The following is a 16,274-nucleotide window of genomic DNA, read 5'->3' on the forward strand; positions in this document are numbered from 1 at the left end:
GGGGAACCGGCGGGCGGGAGCAACAGATGGGTTATATCGTAGGGGTGGATATCGGTAATGCCTCCACCGAGGCGGCGCTGGCGCAGGCCTCCGCCAGCGGGGCATTGACATTTATCGCCAGTTCGCTGGCGGAAACCACCGGTATCAAAGGCACCAAACGCAACGTGTTCGGGATTATGCAGGCCCTGAACGCGGTGGTGGCGCGGGCCGGCATCAGCATTGCCGACCTGACGCTGATACGGCTCAACGAAGCAACGCCGGTCATCGGCGACGTGGCGATGGAAACCATCACCGAAACCGTGATTACCGAGTCCACCATGATCGGCCATAACCCCAAAACGCCGGGCGGTCTGGGGCTGGGAGCCGGTATTACCATCGGCTTCGACGAACTGCTGACGCGCTCCGTGGAGGAGCCCTATATCGTCATAGCCCCCGCCGCGCTCGATTTTGCCGATATCGCCGCGATGATCAACGCGGCGGTCAAGGCCGGTTTTCGTATTACGGCGGCTATTTTGCAGCGCGACGACGGCGTGCTGGTCAGCAACCGGCTGGACCAGCCCATCCCCATCGTCGACGAGGTGCGTCATATCGAGCGCATCCCGCTCGGCATGCCCGCGGCGGTGGAAGTGGCCGCCCCCGGCAAGGTGATTACCCAGTTGGCCAATCCTTACGGCATCGCCACCGTGTTCAAGCTGAACGCCGACGAAACCCGCGCCATCGTGCCGGTGGCCCGTTCGCTTATCGGCACCCGCTCCGCGGTGGTGGTGAAAACGCCCAAAGGCGACGTCAAGGCGCGCACCATCCCGGCCGGACATCTGGAGCTGTATGCCGGTAACCGGGTAACGCGCATCGATGTGCACCAGGGAGCGGAAAAAATCATGGCGGCGGTGTCCGCCCTCGGCCGGCTCGACAACGCCGGCGGCGAATCCGGCACCCATATCGGCGGCATGCTGGAGCAGGTGCGCCAGACCATGGCGGAACTGACCAATAAGGATCCGTCCGCCATCGCCATCCAGGATCTGCTGGCGGTGGATACCTTCGTGCCGGTAAACGTTAAAGGCGGCCTGGCCGGGGAATTCTTTATGGAACAGGCGGTGGGCATCGCCGCGATGGTGAAATCCGATCGGCTGCAGATGATGGACATCGCCGACGCGCTGCAACAGCAGACCGGGGTCAGGGTCGCCATCGGCGGCGCCGAGGCGGAGGCCGCCATCCTCGGCGCGCTGACCACGCCGGGCACGCAGCGGCCGCTGGCGATCCTCGATCTGGGCGCCGGCTCCACCGACGCCTCGATCATCGACGGCAACGGCCGCATCGTCGCCACGCACCTGGCGGGCGCCGGCGATATGGTGACGCTGCTGATCAATTCCGAACTGGGGCTTGAACAGCGCCAACTGGCGGAGGACATCAAAAAGTATCCCCTGGCCAAGGTGGAGAGCCTGTTCCATATCCGCCATGAGGACGGCAGCGTGCAGTTTTTCGACCACCCCCTGCCGGCCGACGTGTTTGCCCGGGTGGTGGTGGTCAAGGAGGACGGCATGGTGCCCCTGCCGGCCGATCTGGCGCTGGAAAAAGTGCGCGTGGTGCGGCGCAGCGCCAAGCAACGGGTGTTTGTCGCCAATGCCCTGCGCGCGCTGGCCCAGGTCAGCCCGACCGGCAGCATTCGCGATATTCCCTTCGTCGTGCTGGTGGGCGGCTCCGCGCTGGACTTTGAAATACCGCAGCTGGTGACGGACGCGCTGGCCCATTTCCACCTGGTGGCCGGCCAGGGCAACGTGCGCGGCTGCGAAGGCCCGCGCAACGCCGTCGCCACGGGACTGGTGCTGTCATGGATCGGGGAGGCGGCGCATGAGCCTGCCTGATATCAGCCATCCGGCCATCATCGTCATCCTGTGCGGCGGCGGGCGTCCCGGCTGGCAACAGCTGCTGCTGGGCATGGAAGAGGAAGGCATCCCGTATGCGCTGCATGACGCCGGCGATGACGCCACCCCGCTGGCCCTCCTGGCGCACCAGGCCTCGAACGCATCGCCGCTGGCGGTGGGCGTGGCGGTCGGCGCGCAGGATATCGCGGTGCACGATCCGCATTTACCCGCCGACCGCCCGCTGTTTGTCCTCAGGGACTATACGCGGCTGCCGGCGCAAGAAATCCGCCGGCTGGGCTGCAACGCGGCACGGCTGGTGAAAGGGTTACCGTTTAAATAATGCCGGGCAATCAACCACATCACGTCGCCCACAACAGGAGAGAAAGCATGAACAACGCATTGGGATTAATTGAAACTAAAGGGCTGGTCGGCGCCATTATCGCCGCGGACGCCATGGTCAAATCGGCCAACGTCCAACTGGTGGGCTATGAAAAAATAGGCTCGGGTCTGGTAACGGTCATGGTGCGCGGCGACGTCGGGGCGGTCAAGGCGGCGGTGGATGCCGGCGCGGCGGCGGCCCAGGGCATCGGCAACGTGGTCTCCACGCACGTTATTCCCCGTCCGCATTCGGATGTCGAGGGCTTTTTGCCCACCGCCACCCCGGTACTGGGTGAATAACCTGAAGGTGACCGCGTGAAAACCTCACTGGGTTTGCTTGAAGTCGCCGGTCTGGCGCTGGCCGTCAAGGCGGCCGACACCATGGCCAAGGCGGCGAACGTTGCCCTGACCGGCATCGAAAGGACCAACGGCTCGGGCTGGATGCTGATCACCATTACCGGTGACGTGGCGGCGGTCAATTCGGCCATTGCCAACGGCGCGGCGCTGGCGCGCCGGGAAAACGGCTGGGTGGCGCAACGGGTTATCGCCCGTCCCGCGGACGGTCTGGACGGCTGGCTGGACGGCGCGATAAAAACCCGGCCCGCCGACGGCGGCAACAATGCCCTGGACCGGCATGACGATATCGCGTCCGGCGCGCCGGCGGAATCAGGCGCGGTTGCGCTCGCAAGCCGCGCGGCGCCACCCGCGGCCAGTATCCCGGCAGCGGCGGATATCGCCCCGGCCGGCGCGATCGCGGCGGGAGAGGAACCCGCCGCACCGCCGGCGGCGATCCTCACCGCCCCGCCGGTAAAACCGGCGGCGGAAGTACGCGGCGAACCGGCAATGTTGCCGGACCTGCCTGGGCGGGTGCCGGGCGAATGTAATTTATGTCACGACCCGGCATGTCCGCGCCGCAAAGGCGACCCCCGCGCGACATGTATTCATGACGGAGAAAGAGGCTAAGTCAGATGGAAACATTGGAGTTGCAGTCCCTGGTGGAAAACGTACTGCTCGATATGCGGCGGCGCCCCGTGCCGCTTGGCGTATCGAACCGGCATTTGCATCTGTCCCTTGAGGATTATGAACATCTGTTTCCCGGCCGGCCGCTGATCTTCAAAAAGGATTTGTATCAGCCCGGACAGTTCGCCTCCGAGCAGGTGGTCAACCTCGTCGGTCCGAAAGGCACGCTGAAAAACGTGCGCATCCTCGGCCCGCTGCGCGGCCGGTCCCAGGTGGAAATTTCCCGGACCGACGCCCGGCTGCTGGGTATTGCCGCGCCGCTGCGCCTGTCAGGCAACCTGGACGCCACGCCGGGCATCCGGCTGGTCAGCGCCAGCGGCGAGCTGGAATTACCCCATGGCGTGATCGTGGCGCAACGGCATATCCATATGTCGCCCCTTGATGCGTTGCTGTTCGGCGTTAAGCCGGGCGATGTGGTGCGCGTAGCCCTGAACGGCACCGGCCGCCGGCTGATCTTTGACGATGTGGTGATCCGGGTGGGCGAGCATATGCGCCTGGAAATGCATATTGATACCGACGAGGCCAACGCGGCCGACGCCGGTGACAAAGGCGCCACCGCGGTTTTGCTGGGGCGCTGAGGATGGTTTGGGAAGGCGGGCGCGAACAATGGCTGGCGGAATGCGTCGTCCGGGTACTGCAGCGGCTACAACAGCGCCAGCGGGCTGAGCTGGTGCTGCCGCTGCCGCGCTTAATCCGCGACTGGCCCGCGAACGCCGCGCTGAACCATGCGCGTCTGCGGGTGACGCACACCACGCCGGCTTTTTGGCAACGGCTGGCCAGCGGCGGGGACGAAGATGCGGCGTTTGACGCGCTGAGGCGGGCCTGGCGCGACGGCATGCAGGTATGGCTTGAAATCGATAATGCCTGCTTCGGCCTGCTGCCGGTCGCCGGGTTGCTACGGCTGCCGCTGCGTTTTTGCGCGCCGGACGGCAGGCCGGTTCACCTGCTGGCGCGCCGGGTGGCGGGCTACGCCGATGTGCGACCGCTGCCGCCGGGATATCTCGTCGTGGCGCGCCATGTCCTGCTGACCGCATTGGCCAGGGATGAAATTGTTAAACGTCGTCTTCAACTTTACAGGCAGGACTAGAACATGCAACTGGCTCGCGTAATCGGTTCGGTGGTGTCGACGCAGAAAGCGCCTTCGCTGCTGGGTAAAAAATTGATGGTGGTGGAACCGGTCAATGTCGACGGTTCGGCCCCCAGCGGCTTCACGCAGCAGGAGGTGGCGGTGGATTCCGTCGGCGCGGGCGAAGGCGAAATCGTGCTGCTGGCGCGGGGGGCGTCGGCGCGCTGGGTATTCGCCGAGCCCAACCAGGCCATCGACCTGGCGATTGTCGGCATCGTCGACACCATTGTTCCTTAACAGAGGCCGGATCGGGAGCGGGTTATGAGCATCTATACCAAAACCGGCGATAAAGGCATCACCTCGCTTATCGGCGGCCAACGCATTAAAAAATACCACCCGCGCGTCGACGCCTACGGCACGGTGGATGAACTGAACGCCTGCCTGGCGGTGGCCGCCCATCAGGTGCGCGACGCGCAAAACCGACGTCTGCTGCGCGCCATCCAACAGCAGTTGTTCTGGCTGGGCGCGGAATTGGCCGACGAACGGCCCGGCCTGCGATCCGATAGCGTCCAGCGCCTGGGCGCCGAACAGATAACGCAGCTGGAGCAGGCCATTGATCGCTGCATGGCGGCGCTGCCGCCGGTCACGGGCTTTGTACTGCCCGGCGACAGCCCGGCCGGCAGTCAACTGCATTTGGCGCGCACCGTGGCCAGGCGCGCCGAGCGACTGCTGGTGCAGTTGGCGGACGAGACGCCGGTGCGCGGCGAGGTGCTCGGTTTTATCAACCGGTTATCGGACTGCCTGTATGCGCTGGCCCGCTTTGAGGATCGCTGTGCCGAAACCGACGCCGTGGTCGGCGAGGTGCTACGGCGCTATCAGGCAAGCACGGCATCCACCACCGGCCAGGCCGGTACGGACCCCGCCCCGCCTGACGGCGAAACGTCCGGCGCGCCGGAGGAACTGGACTTTATGCTGGTCCATCGCCTGTTGCGCGCGGCGATGGCGGCGGCCGGCAAGCTGGCGGTGGCGGTGGTGATGGCCGTTGTGGATCGGCACGGCAATCCGGTCATCACCTATCGCATGAGCGGCGCGCTGCTGGCCGCCATCGATCTGGCGCCGAAAAAGGCCTGGTCCGCCGTGGCGCTGAAAACCGCCACCCATGAACTTGGCCCGGACATCCAGCCCGGCGCCGCACTGTATCAATTAGAAGCCTCATCGGGCGGCAGGATTGTCACCTTTGGCGGCGGATATCCGCTTTACCGCGCGGGCCTTCTTATCGGCGGGCTGGGCATCAGCGGCGGCACCGTCGACCAGGACCGGCACATCGCCCAATGGGCTATCACTCAATGTCATGTGGGGAAAGAGTCATGAATACAAATGAACTGGAAACGCTGATCCGCACCATAGTGCGCGAAAAACTCGAGCCGGCGCGGCGGGAAAAAACCACCTCGGCCCTGTTCGACCACGTCGATCAGGCGATCGATGCGGCCCACGCGGCGTTCCTGGCCTATCAGCAGTGCCCGCTGAAAACGCGCAACGCCGTGATCGCCGCCATTCGCCATGACCTGGTGCCGCATCTGCAGGTGCTGGCCGAGCGCGGCGCCGAGGAAACCGGCATGGGGCGCGTAGAGGATAAGCTGCTGAAAAACCGCGTGGCGCTGGAAAAAACGCCCGGCGTGGAAGACCTGGTCACCGAGGCCATCACCGGCGACGAAGGCATGGTCTTGTTCGAGTATTCGCCGTTCGGCGTGATCGGATCGGTGGCGCCCAGCACCAATCCCACCGAGACCATTATCAATAACTGTATCAGCATGCTGGCCGCCGGCAACGCCATCTTCTTCAGCCCGCATCCCGGGGCCAAAAATGTGTCGTTGTGGCTTATCGAGCAGATCGAAGCCATTATTTTCACCGCCTGCGGCATCCATAACCTGGTGACCTGCCTGCGCGAGCCAAGCTTCGAGTCCACCCAACAGATGATGAAACACCCCCTGATTGCCCTGCTGGCCATCACCGGCGGCCCCGGTATTGTCAACATGGCGCTGAAAAGCGGCAAAAAAACCATCGGCGCCGGCGCCGGCAACCCGCCGAGCCTGGTGGATGAAACCGCCGTGCTGGATAAAGCGGCGCAGGATATCGTCAGCGGCGCCTCCTTTGACTACAACCTGCCCTGCACCGCCGAAAAAAGCCTGATCGTGGTGGAAAGCGTGGCCGACGCCCTGCTGTCCGAAATGCAAAAATGCGGCGCGCTGATGGTCGCCGGCGGCGATATCGACAAGCTGCGCAACGTCGCCATTATCGACGGCCACGCCAATAAGGCGCTGGTGGGCAAAAGCCCGCTGGCGCTGCTGCAGGCCGCCGGCCTGCCGCGGCCCGACAAGGCGCCGCGCCTGCTGCTGGTCGAGGTCGGCGCCGGCGACCTGTTTGTCTCGGTGGAACAGCTGATGCCGATCCTCCCGGTGGTGCGCGTACGTGATTTCGACAGCGGCCTGCAGCTGGCGCTCAAGGTCGAAGGCGGCCTGCACCACACCGCCACCATGCATTCGCAAAATGTCTCGCGGCTCAATAAGGCGGCCAGGCTGCTGCAAACCTCCATTTTTGTCAAAAACGGCCCGTCCTATGCCGGGATCGGCGTGGGCGCCGAAGGGTTTGCCACCTTTACCATCGCCACCCCCACCGGCGAAGGCACCACGTCGGCGCGCACCTTCGCCCGCCACCGCCGCTGTGTGTTGACGAATGCGTTCTCCATCCGTTGAACAAATTGCGTTGAGGTAAAGGAAAGACGATGAAACGTTTTGTCATCCCGACCCGCGTCTACAGCGGCATCGACAGCCTGGAGCGCCTGGAGCGCTACCGCGGCAAGAAAATCTGGGTGGTCTGCGACGGCTTCCTGGCCAAGGGCGGCGCCATCGCGCGCCTGCTGGCGCATCTGGACGCCGACCGGGTCAGCCTGTTCAGCGAGATCATGCCGGATCCGCCCATTGCCACCGTGGTGGCCGGTATCGCGCAGCTGCAATCGGTCAGGCCGGACGTGGTAATAGGGTTCGGCGGCGGGTCCGCCATCGACGCCGCCAAGGCCATGGTGTTTTTCGGCCGCCGGGTGGGCATCGCCATCGACACCTTTATCGCCATTCCCACCACCAGCGGCACCGGCTCGGAAGTGACCAGCGCCAGCGTGATAAGCGATCCGGCGCAGGGCATCAAATATCCCCTGTTCGACGATGCCATTTATCCCGATATCGCCCTGCTCGATCCGCAGCTGGTGGTATCGGTGCCGGCGGCGGTTACGGCCAATACCGGGATGGACGTATTGACCCATGCCATTGAGGCGTATGTGTCCACCGGCGCCAGCGATTTCAGCGACGCGCTGGCGGAGAAGGCCGCGCAGCTGGTGTTCCGCTACCTGCCGGCCGCGTATGCCACGGGAGACTGCCTGCGCACGCGGGAAAAAATGCACAACGCCGCGACCCTGGCCGGCATGGCCTTCAGCCAGGCAGGGCTGGGTTTAAACCACGCCATCGCCCATCAGTTCGGCGGGCAGCTGCATGTGGCGCACGGACTGGCCAACGCGCTGCTGCTGACCGAAGTGATCCGCTTTAACAGCGCGGACGCGCGGGCGACGAAAAAATATGCCCGCCTGGCAAGGCTCTGTGGCCTGGCCGCCCGGCAAAACGACGATCGGGCCGGGCTAAATCAGTTGCTCAACCATATCAGCCAGTTAAAACGCACCGTCGGCATCCCCGCCGGCCTGGGCGCGCTTGGCCTTGGCGCGGAAAAAATACGCCTCGCCACGCCCCCTATGATCCGGGCGGCGTTAAGCGACGCCACGTTAACCACCAATCCGCGCCCGGCGTCGGATAACGATATCGGGGCGATTATCGGCGCCGTGATATAGCGAAAAACAGGACATTATGAATAGCGAGATAAAAACCGAGCGGGTCATTCAGGAATATGTTCCCGGCAAACAAATTACGCTGGCGCATTTAATTGCCAATCCCAATAAGGATATTTATAAAAAACTGGGGCTGAATGAGGATGACAATGCTATCGGCATTCTCACCATCACGCCCAGCGAAGCCTCGATTATCGCCAGCGATATCGCCACGAAATCCGGCGCGATAAAGATTGGCTTTATCGACCGTTTTACCGGCGCGGTAATTATTTGCGGCGATGTGTCCTCGGTGGAATATGCCCTGAAACAGGTGCTGTATACCCTGGGTGAGATGATGAAATTCACCCCCTGCGCGCTGACCCGGACCTGAGCCATGAAACGGTTGATGCTGCTCGGACCCAGTCAGTCGGGGAAAACCACGCTGTTGCAATGCCTGCGGGGCGATCCCCTGGTCTACCGCAAAACGCAGTCCATGGTTTACCTGGCCGACGCCATTGACAGCCCGGGGGAATATATCGAGAACCGCCATTTTTACAGCGCGCTGCTCTCAAGTTCCTATGAAGCGGATATCGTCGCTTTGGTACAAAGCCTCGACAGTGAAAACAGCTATTTTTCACCCATGTTCGCCACCCTGTTTAATAAACCGGTTATCGGCATTATCACCAAGGGCGACCTTGCTGTGGATGAAAGACAAAAAGCCTTCGTTATTCATCAATTAAAGCAGGCCGGCGCGGATCCGCTGTTTCTGGTATCGGCCACCCGGCGGGAAGGTATTGCGCCACTGCTGACGTATCTGGAATAACAGTTTCGGAGTAACAGATGACACACCTAATTATGGCGGTGAATGCCGGCAGTTCGTCCCTTAAGTTCGAATTATTTGCCATGCCGGAGGAAATCACCCTGGCCAAGGGCCTGTTTGAAAGGCTGGGCAGCGGCAGCGCGCGCTTTACCCTGCGCGCGGACGGGGGCACACATCAGGCCGACGTAGCGCTTAACGATCACCAGCAGGCGGCGGAGTATTTACTGGATACCCTGCTGCAACGCGGCATCGTCGACTCCCTGGCGCATATCGACGGCGTCGGCCACCGGGTGGCCCACGGCGGCGAATATTTCAAGGATTCCGCGCCTATCGACGCCGCCGCGCTGGAGGAAATCGACGCACTCGGCGCCCTGGCGCCTATCCATAACCCGGTTAACGCCAAGGGTATCCGCGCGTTCCAGCGGCGTCTGCCGCACGCGGTCTGCGTGGGGGTGTTCGATACCTCTTTTCACCAGACCATCAGCGAGGCCGGCTATCTTTATCCGCTGCCCTACCGTTATTACCGTGATTACGGCATCCGCCGCTACGGTTTTCACGGTACCAGCCATAAATACATCGCCGAAACCTGCGCCGGTCTGCTGGGGCGGAGGGACCTGCGCATCATCTCCTGCCATCTGGGCAACGGGGCCAGCATCTGCGCCATTAACGGCGGCCGGTCGGTCGCCACCTCCATGGGATTTACGCCGCTGGCCGGACTGATGATGGGCACGCGCTGCGGCGATATCGATCCGTCGATAGTGCCGTTTATCGCCTTGCGCGAAAATAAATCTGCACAACAATTGCTTGAGATCATGAATAACGCGTCCGGGCTGCTGGGCGTCTCTGGGATCTCCAATGACTGTCGTGATATCGTAAGCGCCGCCGAGTCGGGCAATCACCGCGCGGCGCTGGCGCTGGCCATGTTCACCGATCGCATCCGCAGCGCTATCGGCGCGTACGCAACCGAAATGGACGGCGTGGATGTGGTGATTTTTACCGCCGGCATCGGTGAAAATGCCGCCGGCATCCGCCGGCAAATCTGCCGTAATCTCGCATTTCTGGGCATCCGTGTCGACGAAAACAAAAACAAGCGTCACGCCACGTTTATCCAGCAGGACGGCGCGCCGGTTATCGTCGCGGTGATCCCCACCAATGAAGAATTGATGATCGCCCGCGATGTCATGCGTGTCGGTCTGGCGCAACCAAAAGAGGTGCAACATGTCGGGTAAGGTATGGCTGGTGGGCGCCGGTCCGGGCGATCCCGGGCTGATAACCGTGATGGGGCTGGACTGCCTGAAGCGCGCCGACGCGGTGGTCTACGATCGCCTGGTCAATCCCCTGCTGCTGAAAGAAGCCGCCGCTCACTGCGTGCTGATCGACGTGGGCAAACGCGCCGATCACCATCCGATCCCGCAGGATCGGATTAACGCCATTCTGATCGAACAGGCGAATATGGGCCGCGAGGTGGTGCGGCTGAAAGGCGGCGATCCTTTTGTCTTCGGCCGCGGCGGCGAAGAGGCCGAGGCGCTGGTGCGCGCCGGCGTTACCTGCGAGGTGGTGCCGGGTATTACCTCGGCCATCGGCGGCCTGGCGCGCGCCGGCATCCCGGTGACCCATCGTGACTTCGCCTCCTCGTTTCATGTTATTACCGGGCACCTGCGCGACGGCAAGGATCCGCATAACTGGCGGGTGCTGGCGCAGCTGGACGGCACGCTGATTATCCTGATGGGTATGTCGCGGCTGGCGGATATCTGCCGGCAGCTTATCCTCCATGGCCGGGACGCGGATACGCCTGCGGCGGTGGTAATGAACGCCAGCCATCCGGAACAGCGCACCGTGCTTGCCACCCTCGGCACGCTTGCGCAAGAAAGCGCGCGGGCGGGAATGGCGGCGCCGTCGCTGATTGTCATCGGCGACGTGGCCGCGCTGACCTTGCTGCAATCGTTATGATGACGGCGGTGCGGCCGCCTGTTATATAATATTGGCGATATCATTGGCTGCGCGGCGTCCATGGCCTTGCCGCCAACCCGATAGATCTGCAGGGAGTTATTTATGGCGCAAGCCAATCAGCACGGCGGCAACGTACTGGACATGGCGTTAGCCTCGGGGGTGGATGAAGCCTCGATCGTGGATTTCAGCGCCAATATCAATCCGCTCGGCATGCCGCCTAGCCTCAGGCGGGCGCTGGCCGAAACGTGGGCGCTGGCGGAGCGCTATCCCGATCCGCTCTATCGCCGGCTGCACGCCAGGCTTGCCGCGCACCATGGCTGCCCGGCATCCTGGATCCTGGCGGGCAACGGCGCCACCGAGCTGATTTATGATCTTGCGTTCCTGCTGCGCGGCAAAACCGTGCTGCTGTTAAGCCCGGGTTTCGCCGAATATCGGCTCGCCCTGGAGGGCATGGACTGCCGCATCAGGGAATATCGGCTGGCGGAGCACGATGATTTTCGCCCCGACCCTCGCCTGTTGGCGGCGCTCGGCCCCGGCATCGACTGCCTGTTTCTCTGCACGCCCAATAATCCCACCGGCCAGCTGATTGAACCTGATCTTATGCAGGCCATCACCCTGCGCTGCCGCGAACTGGCGATTACGCTGGTGGTGGATGAGGCTTTTATGGATTTCATCCCCGGCGGCGTCAGTATGATTGATAGCCTGTCCGGTTTGCCTGCGGTATTTGTTCTGCGTTCGCTGACTAAATTTTACGCCATCCCCGGCCTGCGGCTGGGCTATATGGTCAGCAGCGACGGGCAGGCGGTGGCGCGGTTGCGCGAACGCCGCCCTCCCTGGACCATAAACGCCTTCGCCGCGCTGGCCGGTGAAGTGGTACTGGACGATGCGGATTATCAGCGTGATTCAAGGCAATGGCTGCAAGAGCAGCAGGCATACCTGTTTACAGGACTTCACGCCCTGCCAGCGCTCAAGGTCTGGCGGCCGGCGGCCAATTTTATCTTTTTTCGCTGCCTGCGCCCCGGCCTTGATTTACAGGGTCTGCTGCTGCGACAGGGCTTGCTTATCCGCAGTTGCGCCAACTATGCCGGCCTGTCCGGCGAGTATTATCGTGTGGCTATCAAGGATAAGGCGGATAACCGCCGCCTGCTCGACGCTTTGCGCAAGGTGTTTGCCCATGGTTAAACAATGCTGTCATTCCAGCGGCCCGTGGTATACCCATGGCTGAGGCACGCTGCCCCGCTTCCTGCGGCGAGCTGCTGCAGGGCTGGATTAACGGCGGCGAAAAGCTGGTGTCCTGCCCTATCGACTGGTTTAGCGAGGTGGAAGTGCGCGCGGGGCCGCCTATGGCGGATGAACGCCTGCTCAGCCGGCGCATGCTCGATCAGGTTATCAAGCATTTTGGTGTCAATCCCGGTGACGTGCCGCCGCTGCGCATCGAGCGCCGGTCCACCATTCCCATCGCCAAGGGGCTGGCGAGCAGCACCGCCGATATTGCCGCCACGGCAGTGGCCACCGCGCGCTGGCTTGGGCGGGAGCTTGATGAAATGACCCTGGCGCGGCTTTGCCTGCGGCTGGAGCCCACCGACAGCACGGTATTTAAAGCGCTGACGCTGTTTGACCACCGCCGGGGCACCTGCCATATTTCCCATCACTGGTTGCCCCAGCTCGATATCCTTATCCTGGAAAGCCCGCATACGCTTACCACCGCCGCGTCACATCAGCAAATTCACGATGATCAGCTTCGCGCGCAGGCGCAGCCGCTGCAAAATGCCTGGCTATTGTTCCAGCAAAGCTGCGTCGCGCACTCTCACGGCCAGCTGGGCGCCGCCGCCACCCTCAGCGCCCGGGCGCGTAATGCGCTGTTGCCGAAACCCGGGTTCGAGACGCTGCTGCGCATTGTGGAACAGCAGGATCTCTACGGCCTGAACGTCGCCCACAGCGGCACCGTGGTGGGCCTGCTGCTCAATGCGAGGACACATGACACCGACAGGCTTATGGCCGCCCTGGCGGAAACCGGCCTCCTGCGCCACTACACCCGCCAGCATATTACGCGCCTGGTAGCGGGCGGCGTGCGTTAGCCCTATCAAAAAACAACATGCCCTATTAGGCAATTGACTACTCCATACCAGGCAATATACTTAGTATTACTTCCTATGTGATTATATTTTACTGGCTTTGATAAAATGTTTATTAATTTTATTTTTCAACCTATAACGAAGGGCTGACCTGCCGATATTTCTTGAAAGATATAAGGTCATCGCCCTCATTTATAAGATTCAAATATAATTTTGAGATAGCAATATAAGGAAGTGATTATTCCCGTTGCAGTTAATAAGCCAGAATATGACAGGGACCCCGGGCAGCATCCCTGGAGGCGACGCCAGTGAAATAAATTTTTTTCAGGTTTTTTTACTATCGCAATTTTTATATTGATAAATTGATTATCCCATCCATTTCAACAACGACGAGATATTAATTGAAAAATACTCATATTTTATGAAATCGCACATATTATAACGAGGAATTATACATGAAAAATTCATTTGTAAGTAATTGCAATCAACCCACTCTAGCCCCCCCATCAACAGCGGTAAATATACATTTAGAAAACGTTACGTCAACCACCGTCACGATACTCTGGGATATTAGCGAAGGCGCGCCAGTTCAATATTGGCAGATTTTCGACAGTGAGAGAAATGTGGTCATAAAATACATTCCGGGATTTCCCCATAGACTTTTTCTTACCGATTTATACCCCTATACCTTCTATACTATATTTATTGTTGGCATAGGCTACGACGGCACACCGAGCAGGCTCAACCGGCCTTTTCACTTTTTCACGAATGCGTTACCGGGTTCGTCGCGCCCAGGATGCGACCCGCACCGACATTGCCAGCCGCCGCGCCCGCCCTATAATCCGCCGCATCAGCACTGCGAGCCGCCGCGTCCGCCCTATAATCCGCCGCATCAGCATTGCCAGCCGCCGCGTCCGCCTTATTATCCGCCGCATCAGCACTGCGAGCCGCCGCGTCCGCCTTATTATCCGCCGCATCAGCATTGCGAGCCGCCGAGCCCGCCCTATTATCCACAGTATCAGCCTTGCAAGCCGCCGCGCCCGCCCTATTATCCGCCGCATCAGCATTGCGAGCCGCCGCGCCCGCCCTATTATCCGCCGCATCAGCATTGCCAGCCGCCGCGCCCGCCTTATTATCCGCCGCATCAGCCTTGCGAGCCGCCGCGCCCGCCCTATTATCCGCCGCATCAGCCTTGCAAGCCGCCGCGCCCGCCTTATTATCCGCCGCATCAGCATTGCGAGCCGCCGCGCCCGCCCTATTATCCGCCGCATCAGCCTTGCAAGCCGCCGCGCCCGCCTTATTATCCGCCGCATCAGCATTGCGAGCCGCCGCGCCCGCCTTATTATCCGCCGCATCAGCCTTGCGAGCCGCCGCGCCCGCCTTATTATCCGCCGCATCAGCCCTGCGAGCCGCCGCGCCCGCCTTATTATCCGCCGCGTCCCTCTGGTGAACATCAACGATATTAATTTACTACTAAATAACACCCTCCCAGCTGCCCGTTTAACGGGCAGCAAAAACAGGCAAACCAATAATGGGTTTGTTTTATTAATTTTATACTTTATCAATAAATAAAGATCATTAATTGAAATTGATGACAGGGGGAAAAACTCAATCCAGCATTTTAGCTATAATCATAATGATAAGCCAACATTTAAATAGTGAACATTGAGGGTATTATAATGCAAAATCAATTTTCCCTGGACCGCAATGCCCCTGTATTTTTGCGCCCGGCGGTTCCCGTAAACCTGAATCTCGCCATACTTACCGCGACCACCGCTATTTTAACCTGGGACGCTGGCCAGGGCGGCGCGCCCACCGCCTATTACCGCGCATTGCACGCGGGGTTTCCCGGGGGTTGGATAGCACAAACCCGCGGCGATGAGACATCCGTGTCAATTTGTTATCTTTCCCCGAACACACGCCATGATTTTTATATTTTTGCCGTAGGCTTTGACAATATATTAAGCGTAGCATCGGAACCGCTTAACTGTTTTACGCCGGAACAGGTTTATTCGTGGCCATCTGACGCCTGCGGCGCGGATTAATGTTACCCGCCAACGATGCCTTTACACCCACGCCGTTACCTCAGCGCCTGGGTGGACACAATGCGATCTATTTTAGCGATCCGTTTACCGTCCCAGATAAACTCATAATGCGCGCTTTGCTGGACGCTTTTCACTCCTTTCGGGGTAAACAGTCCCCAGCAGACCGCGCCCGGCCGGCGGACCGAACGATAGCGCAGCGCAGCACATCCATTGGCTTTCAAAGAGCGCCCCAGCTCCCTGGCGGCGGTATAGCTAAGCGGATCATAGACCACGTTGGCAAGCGGCAGCACCAGCGCGTCGTAAGCCGGCGCCGGATCGAAAATAAACACCAGGCCGCGCATCACCAGGCGATCATATTTCAGTCCATCGATAAACTGCCAGTAGCGCTCCTGGTGATAGGCCACCTCCGCCAGGGCGGTGGCCATCTCATCGGCAAGATACAACATGCCGAACGTGCCGTCGGAAAAACGGCTGCCCAGCGGATTAACATGGGTAAACGGCGCTACCGCGTAGGAACAGCCCGCAATGCCGAACGGAATTTCCCCGGCGGCCAAAAACGCCAGGTCGCCGGTTTCATTTTGCAGCCTGGGGTTGGTCAATGCCTGTAGCGCATAAAGGATGTCGAACTCTGCCTCGTCGGCCACATCCTCAAATAACGCGATCGGCGGATATTTAGAAGTAATCAGCCGGTAGCCGCGCTGTTGCGCGATCTCCAGGGCGGGCAGTCTGGGTGGGGCCGTGACTACCATTGCCCCCCCCGCAGCGCGTCCAGCTGTTTATGGACTTCGTATAACGTGCCGAAATGGCCGGTGCTGAGCATATCCAGCGGCCTGCGCCCGCTAAAATAAGGATTATGGTTGTTCAGCGCCATAAAACCATACACGTTTTCGGGGTTTTCAAATAACGTGCGCAGCGAGGCGTGGATATTGAGCAGGTAGCTCAAACGCTCCAATTGATCGTTGGTCAGCTGGGCTGCGGCCGGATCTTTCCTGAATTTATAAAAGGACGCTTTTGAGATCTGCAAAATGGCCTGCGCCTGTTCAGGGGTGCACCCCCATTTATCAAGGATAGCCATCACCGTTTTAAGCCCAACGGCGGCGACATGCCGTTTCTCGTCGTTAAACGGTAATTTGTGCGGCAATACCATTACTGAGCCCTCCGCTGTCGTCTTGGTATTATTATGGACCAAT

General features: G+C 60.9%; 18 protein-coding genes and 1 pseudogene. 16 read left to right on the forward strand and 3 right to left on the reverse strand.

Translation table 11 applies throughout. From position 1 onward, the window contains the following. The first annotated feature begins 26 nt into the window (after positions 1 to 26). From ACL2XF_RS08650 to ACL2XF_RS08725, 16 genes and pseudogenes are all read left to right on the forward strand, one after another. Positions 27 to 1,862, forward strand: coding sequence for a diol dehydratase reactivase subunit alpha (locus tag ACL2XF_RS08650; RefSeq protein WP_413728438.1), 1,836 nt, complete (start codon positions 27 to 29; stop codon positions 1,860 to 1,862). Next, positions 1,849 to 2,202, forward strand: a complete 354-nt coding sequence (locus ACL2XF_RS08655) for a glycerol dehydratase reactivase beta/small subunit family protein (protein WP_413728439.1) — start codon at positions 1,849 to 1,851, stop codon at positions 2,200 to 2,202. Before ACL2XF_RS08650 ends, ACL2XF_RS08655 begins: the two co-directional genes overlap by 14 nt. Positions 2,203 to 2,249: 47 nt before the next feature. Next, positions 2,250 to 2,540 (forward strand): BMC domain-containing protein, encoded by a 291-nt coding sequence (locus ACL2XF_RS08660; protein WP_331119175.1) that lies wholly within the window; start codon positions 2,250 to 2,252, stop codon positions 2,538 to 2,540. A 15-nt stretch (positions 2,541 to 2,555) separates the two neighbouring features. Beyond that, a pseudogene (locus ACL2XF_RS08665) lies at positions 2,556 to 2,807 on the forward strand (BMC domain-containing protein); the annotation flags it as partial. Positions 2,808 to 3,208: 401 nt separating this feature from the next. Next, positions 3,209 to 3,838 (forward strand): phosphate propanoyltransferase, encoded by a 630-nt coding sequence (locus ACL2XF_RS08670; protein WP_410015137.1) that lies wholly within the window; start codon positions 3,209 to 3,211, stop codon positions 3,836 to 3,838. A gap of 2 nt (positions 3,839 to 3,840) precedes the next feature. After that, the gene (gene pduM / locus ACL2XF_RS08675) at positions 3,841 to 4,347 is read left to right on the forward strand and encodes a PduM family microcompartment protein (protein WP_413728440.1); all 507 of its coding nucleotides are present in this window, start codon (positions 3,841 to 3,843) and stop codon (positions 4,345 to 4,347) included. Between the two features lie 3 nt (positions 4,348 to 4,350). Further along, positions 4,351 to 4,623 carry a EutN/CcmL family microcompartment protein gene (locus ACL2XF_RS08680; RefSeq protein ID WP_410015139.1) on the forward strand — a complete coding sequence of 91 codons (273 nt, stop codon included), beginning with the start codon at positions 4,351 to 4,353 and terminating at the stop codon, positions 4,621 to 4,623. Between the two features lie 24 nt (positions 4,624 to 4,647). Then, entirely contained in the window at positions 4,648 to 5,697 is a 1,050-nt protein-coding gene (locus ACL2XF_RS08685) for a cob(I)yrinic acid a,c-diamide adenosyltransferase (RefSeq protein ID WP_413728441.1), read from the forward strand. Next, positions 5,694 to 7,079 carry an aldehyde dehydrogenase family protein gene (locus tag ACL2XF_RS08690; RefSeq protein ID WP_413728442.1) on the forward strand — a complete coding sequence of 462 codons (1,386 nt, stop codon included), beginning with the start codon at positions 5,694 to 5,696 and terminating at the stop codon, positions 7,077 to 7,079. Before ACL2XF_RS08685 ends, ACL2XF_RS08690 begins: the two co-directional genes overlap by 4 nt. Positions 7,080 to 7,108: 29 nt before the next feature. Next, the gene (locus ACL2XF_RS08695) at positions 7,109 to 8,218 is read left to right on the forward strand and encodes a 1-propanol dehydrogenase PduQ (RefSeq protein ID WP_413728443.1); all 1,110 of its coding nucleotides are present in this window, start codon (positions 7,109 to 7,111) and stop codon (positions 8,216 to 8,218) included. A 16-nt stretch (positions 8,219 to 8,234) separates the two neighbouring features. Beyond that, positions 8,235 to 8,585: a BMC domain-containing protein gene (locus ACL2XF_RS08700; RefSeq protein ID WP_331119159.1), complete on the forward strand. Its 351-nt coding sequence runs from the start codon at positions 8,235 to 8,237 to the stop codon at positions 8,583 to 8,585. Positions 8,586 to 8,588: 3 nt separating this feature from the next. Then, positions 8,589 to 9,017: a EutP/PduV family microcompartment system protein gene (locus ACL2XF_RS08705; protein ID WP_413728444.1), complete on the forward strand. Its 429-nt coding sequence runs from the start codon at positions 8,589 to 8,591 to the stop codon at positions 9,015 to 9,017. Between the two features lie 17 nt (positions 9,018 to 9,034). Further along, positions 9,035 to 10,243, forward strand: coding sequence for an acetate/propionate family kinase (locus ACL2XF_RS08710; RefSeq protein ID WP_413728445.1), 1,209 nt, complete (start codon positions 9,035 to 9,037; stop codon positions 10,241 to 10,243). After that, positions 10,233 to 10,964: a uroporphyrinogen-III C-methyltransferase gene (cobA, locus tag ACL2XF_RS08715; RefSeq protein WP_413722825.1), complete on the forward strand. Its 732-nt coding sequence runs from the start codon at positions 10,233 to 10,235 to the stop codon at positions 10,962 to 10,964. Before ACL2XF_RS08710 ends, cobA begins: the two co-directional genes overlap by 11 nt. 102 nt (positions 10,965 to 11,066) lie before the next feature. Next, positions 11,067 to 12,146, forward strand: coding sequence for a threonine-phosphate decarboxylase CobD (gene cobD, locus ACL2XF_RS08720; protein WP_413728446.1), 1,080 nt, complete (start codon positions 11,067 to 11,069; stop codon positions 12,144 to 12,146). Between the two features lie 35 nt (positions 12,147 to 12,181). Beyond that, a complete protein-coding gene (locus ACL2XF_RS08725; RefSeq protein ID WP_413728447.1) occupies positions 12,182 to 13,042 on the forward strand; it encodes a GHMP kinase in 861 nt (286 codons plus the stop codon). 770 nt (positions 13,043 to 13,812) lie between these two features. On the opposite strand, the gene ACL2XF_RS08730 is transcribed toward ACL2XF_RS08725, so the two are convergent. From ACL2XF_RS08730 to ACL2XF_RS08740, 3 genes are all read right to left on the reverse strand, one after another. Next, a complete protein-coding gene (locus ACL2XF_RS08730) occupies positions 13,813 to 14,496 on the reverse strand; it encodes a hypothetical protein (RefSeq protein ID WP_413728448.1) in 684 nt (227 codons plus the stop codon). Between the two features lie 623 nt (positions 14,497 to 15,119). Next, entirely contained in the window at positions 15,120 to 15,833 is a 714-nt protein-coding gene (locus ACL2XF_RS08735; protein WP_413722821.1) for an RES family NAD+ phosphorylase, read from the reverse strand. Continuing rightward, on the reverse strand, positions 15,827 to 16,231 hold the full coding sequence (locus ACL2XF_RS08740; protein ID WP_410015150.1) for an antitoxin Xre-like helix-turn-helix domain-containing protein: 405 nt from the start codon (positions 16,229 to 16,231) through the stop codon (positions 15,827 to 15,829). The genes ACL2XF_RS08735 and ACL2XF_RS08740 overlap by 7 nt, the downstream gene beginning before the upstream one ends. Positions 16,232 to 16,274: the final 43 nt, after the last annotated feature.

The sequence above is a fragment of the Sodalis sp. RH19 genome (assembly GCF_047324215.1).
GTDB lineage: Bacteria > Pseudomonadota > Gammaproteobacteria > Enterobacterales > Enterobacteriaceae > Acerihabitans.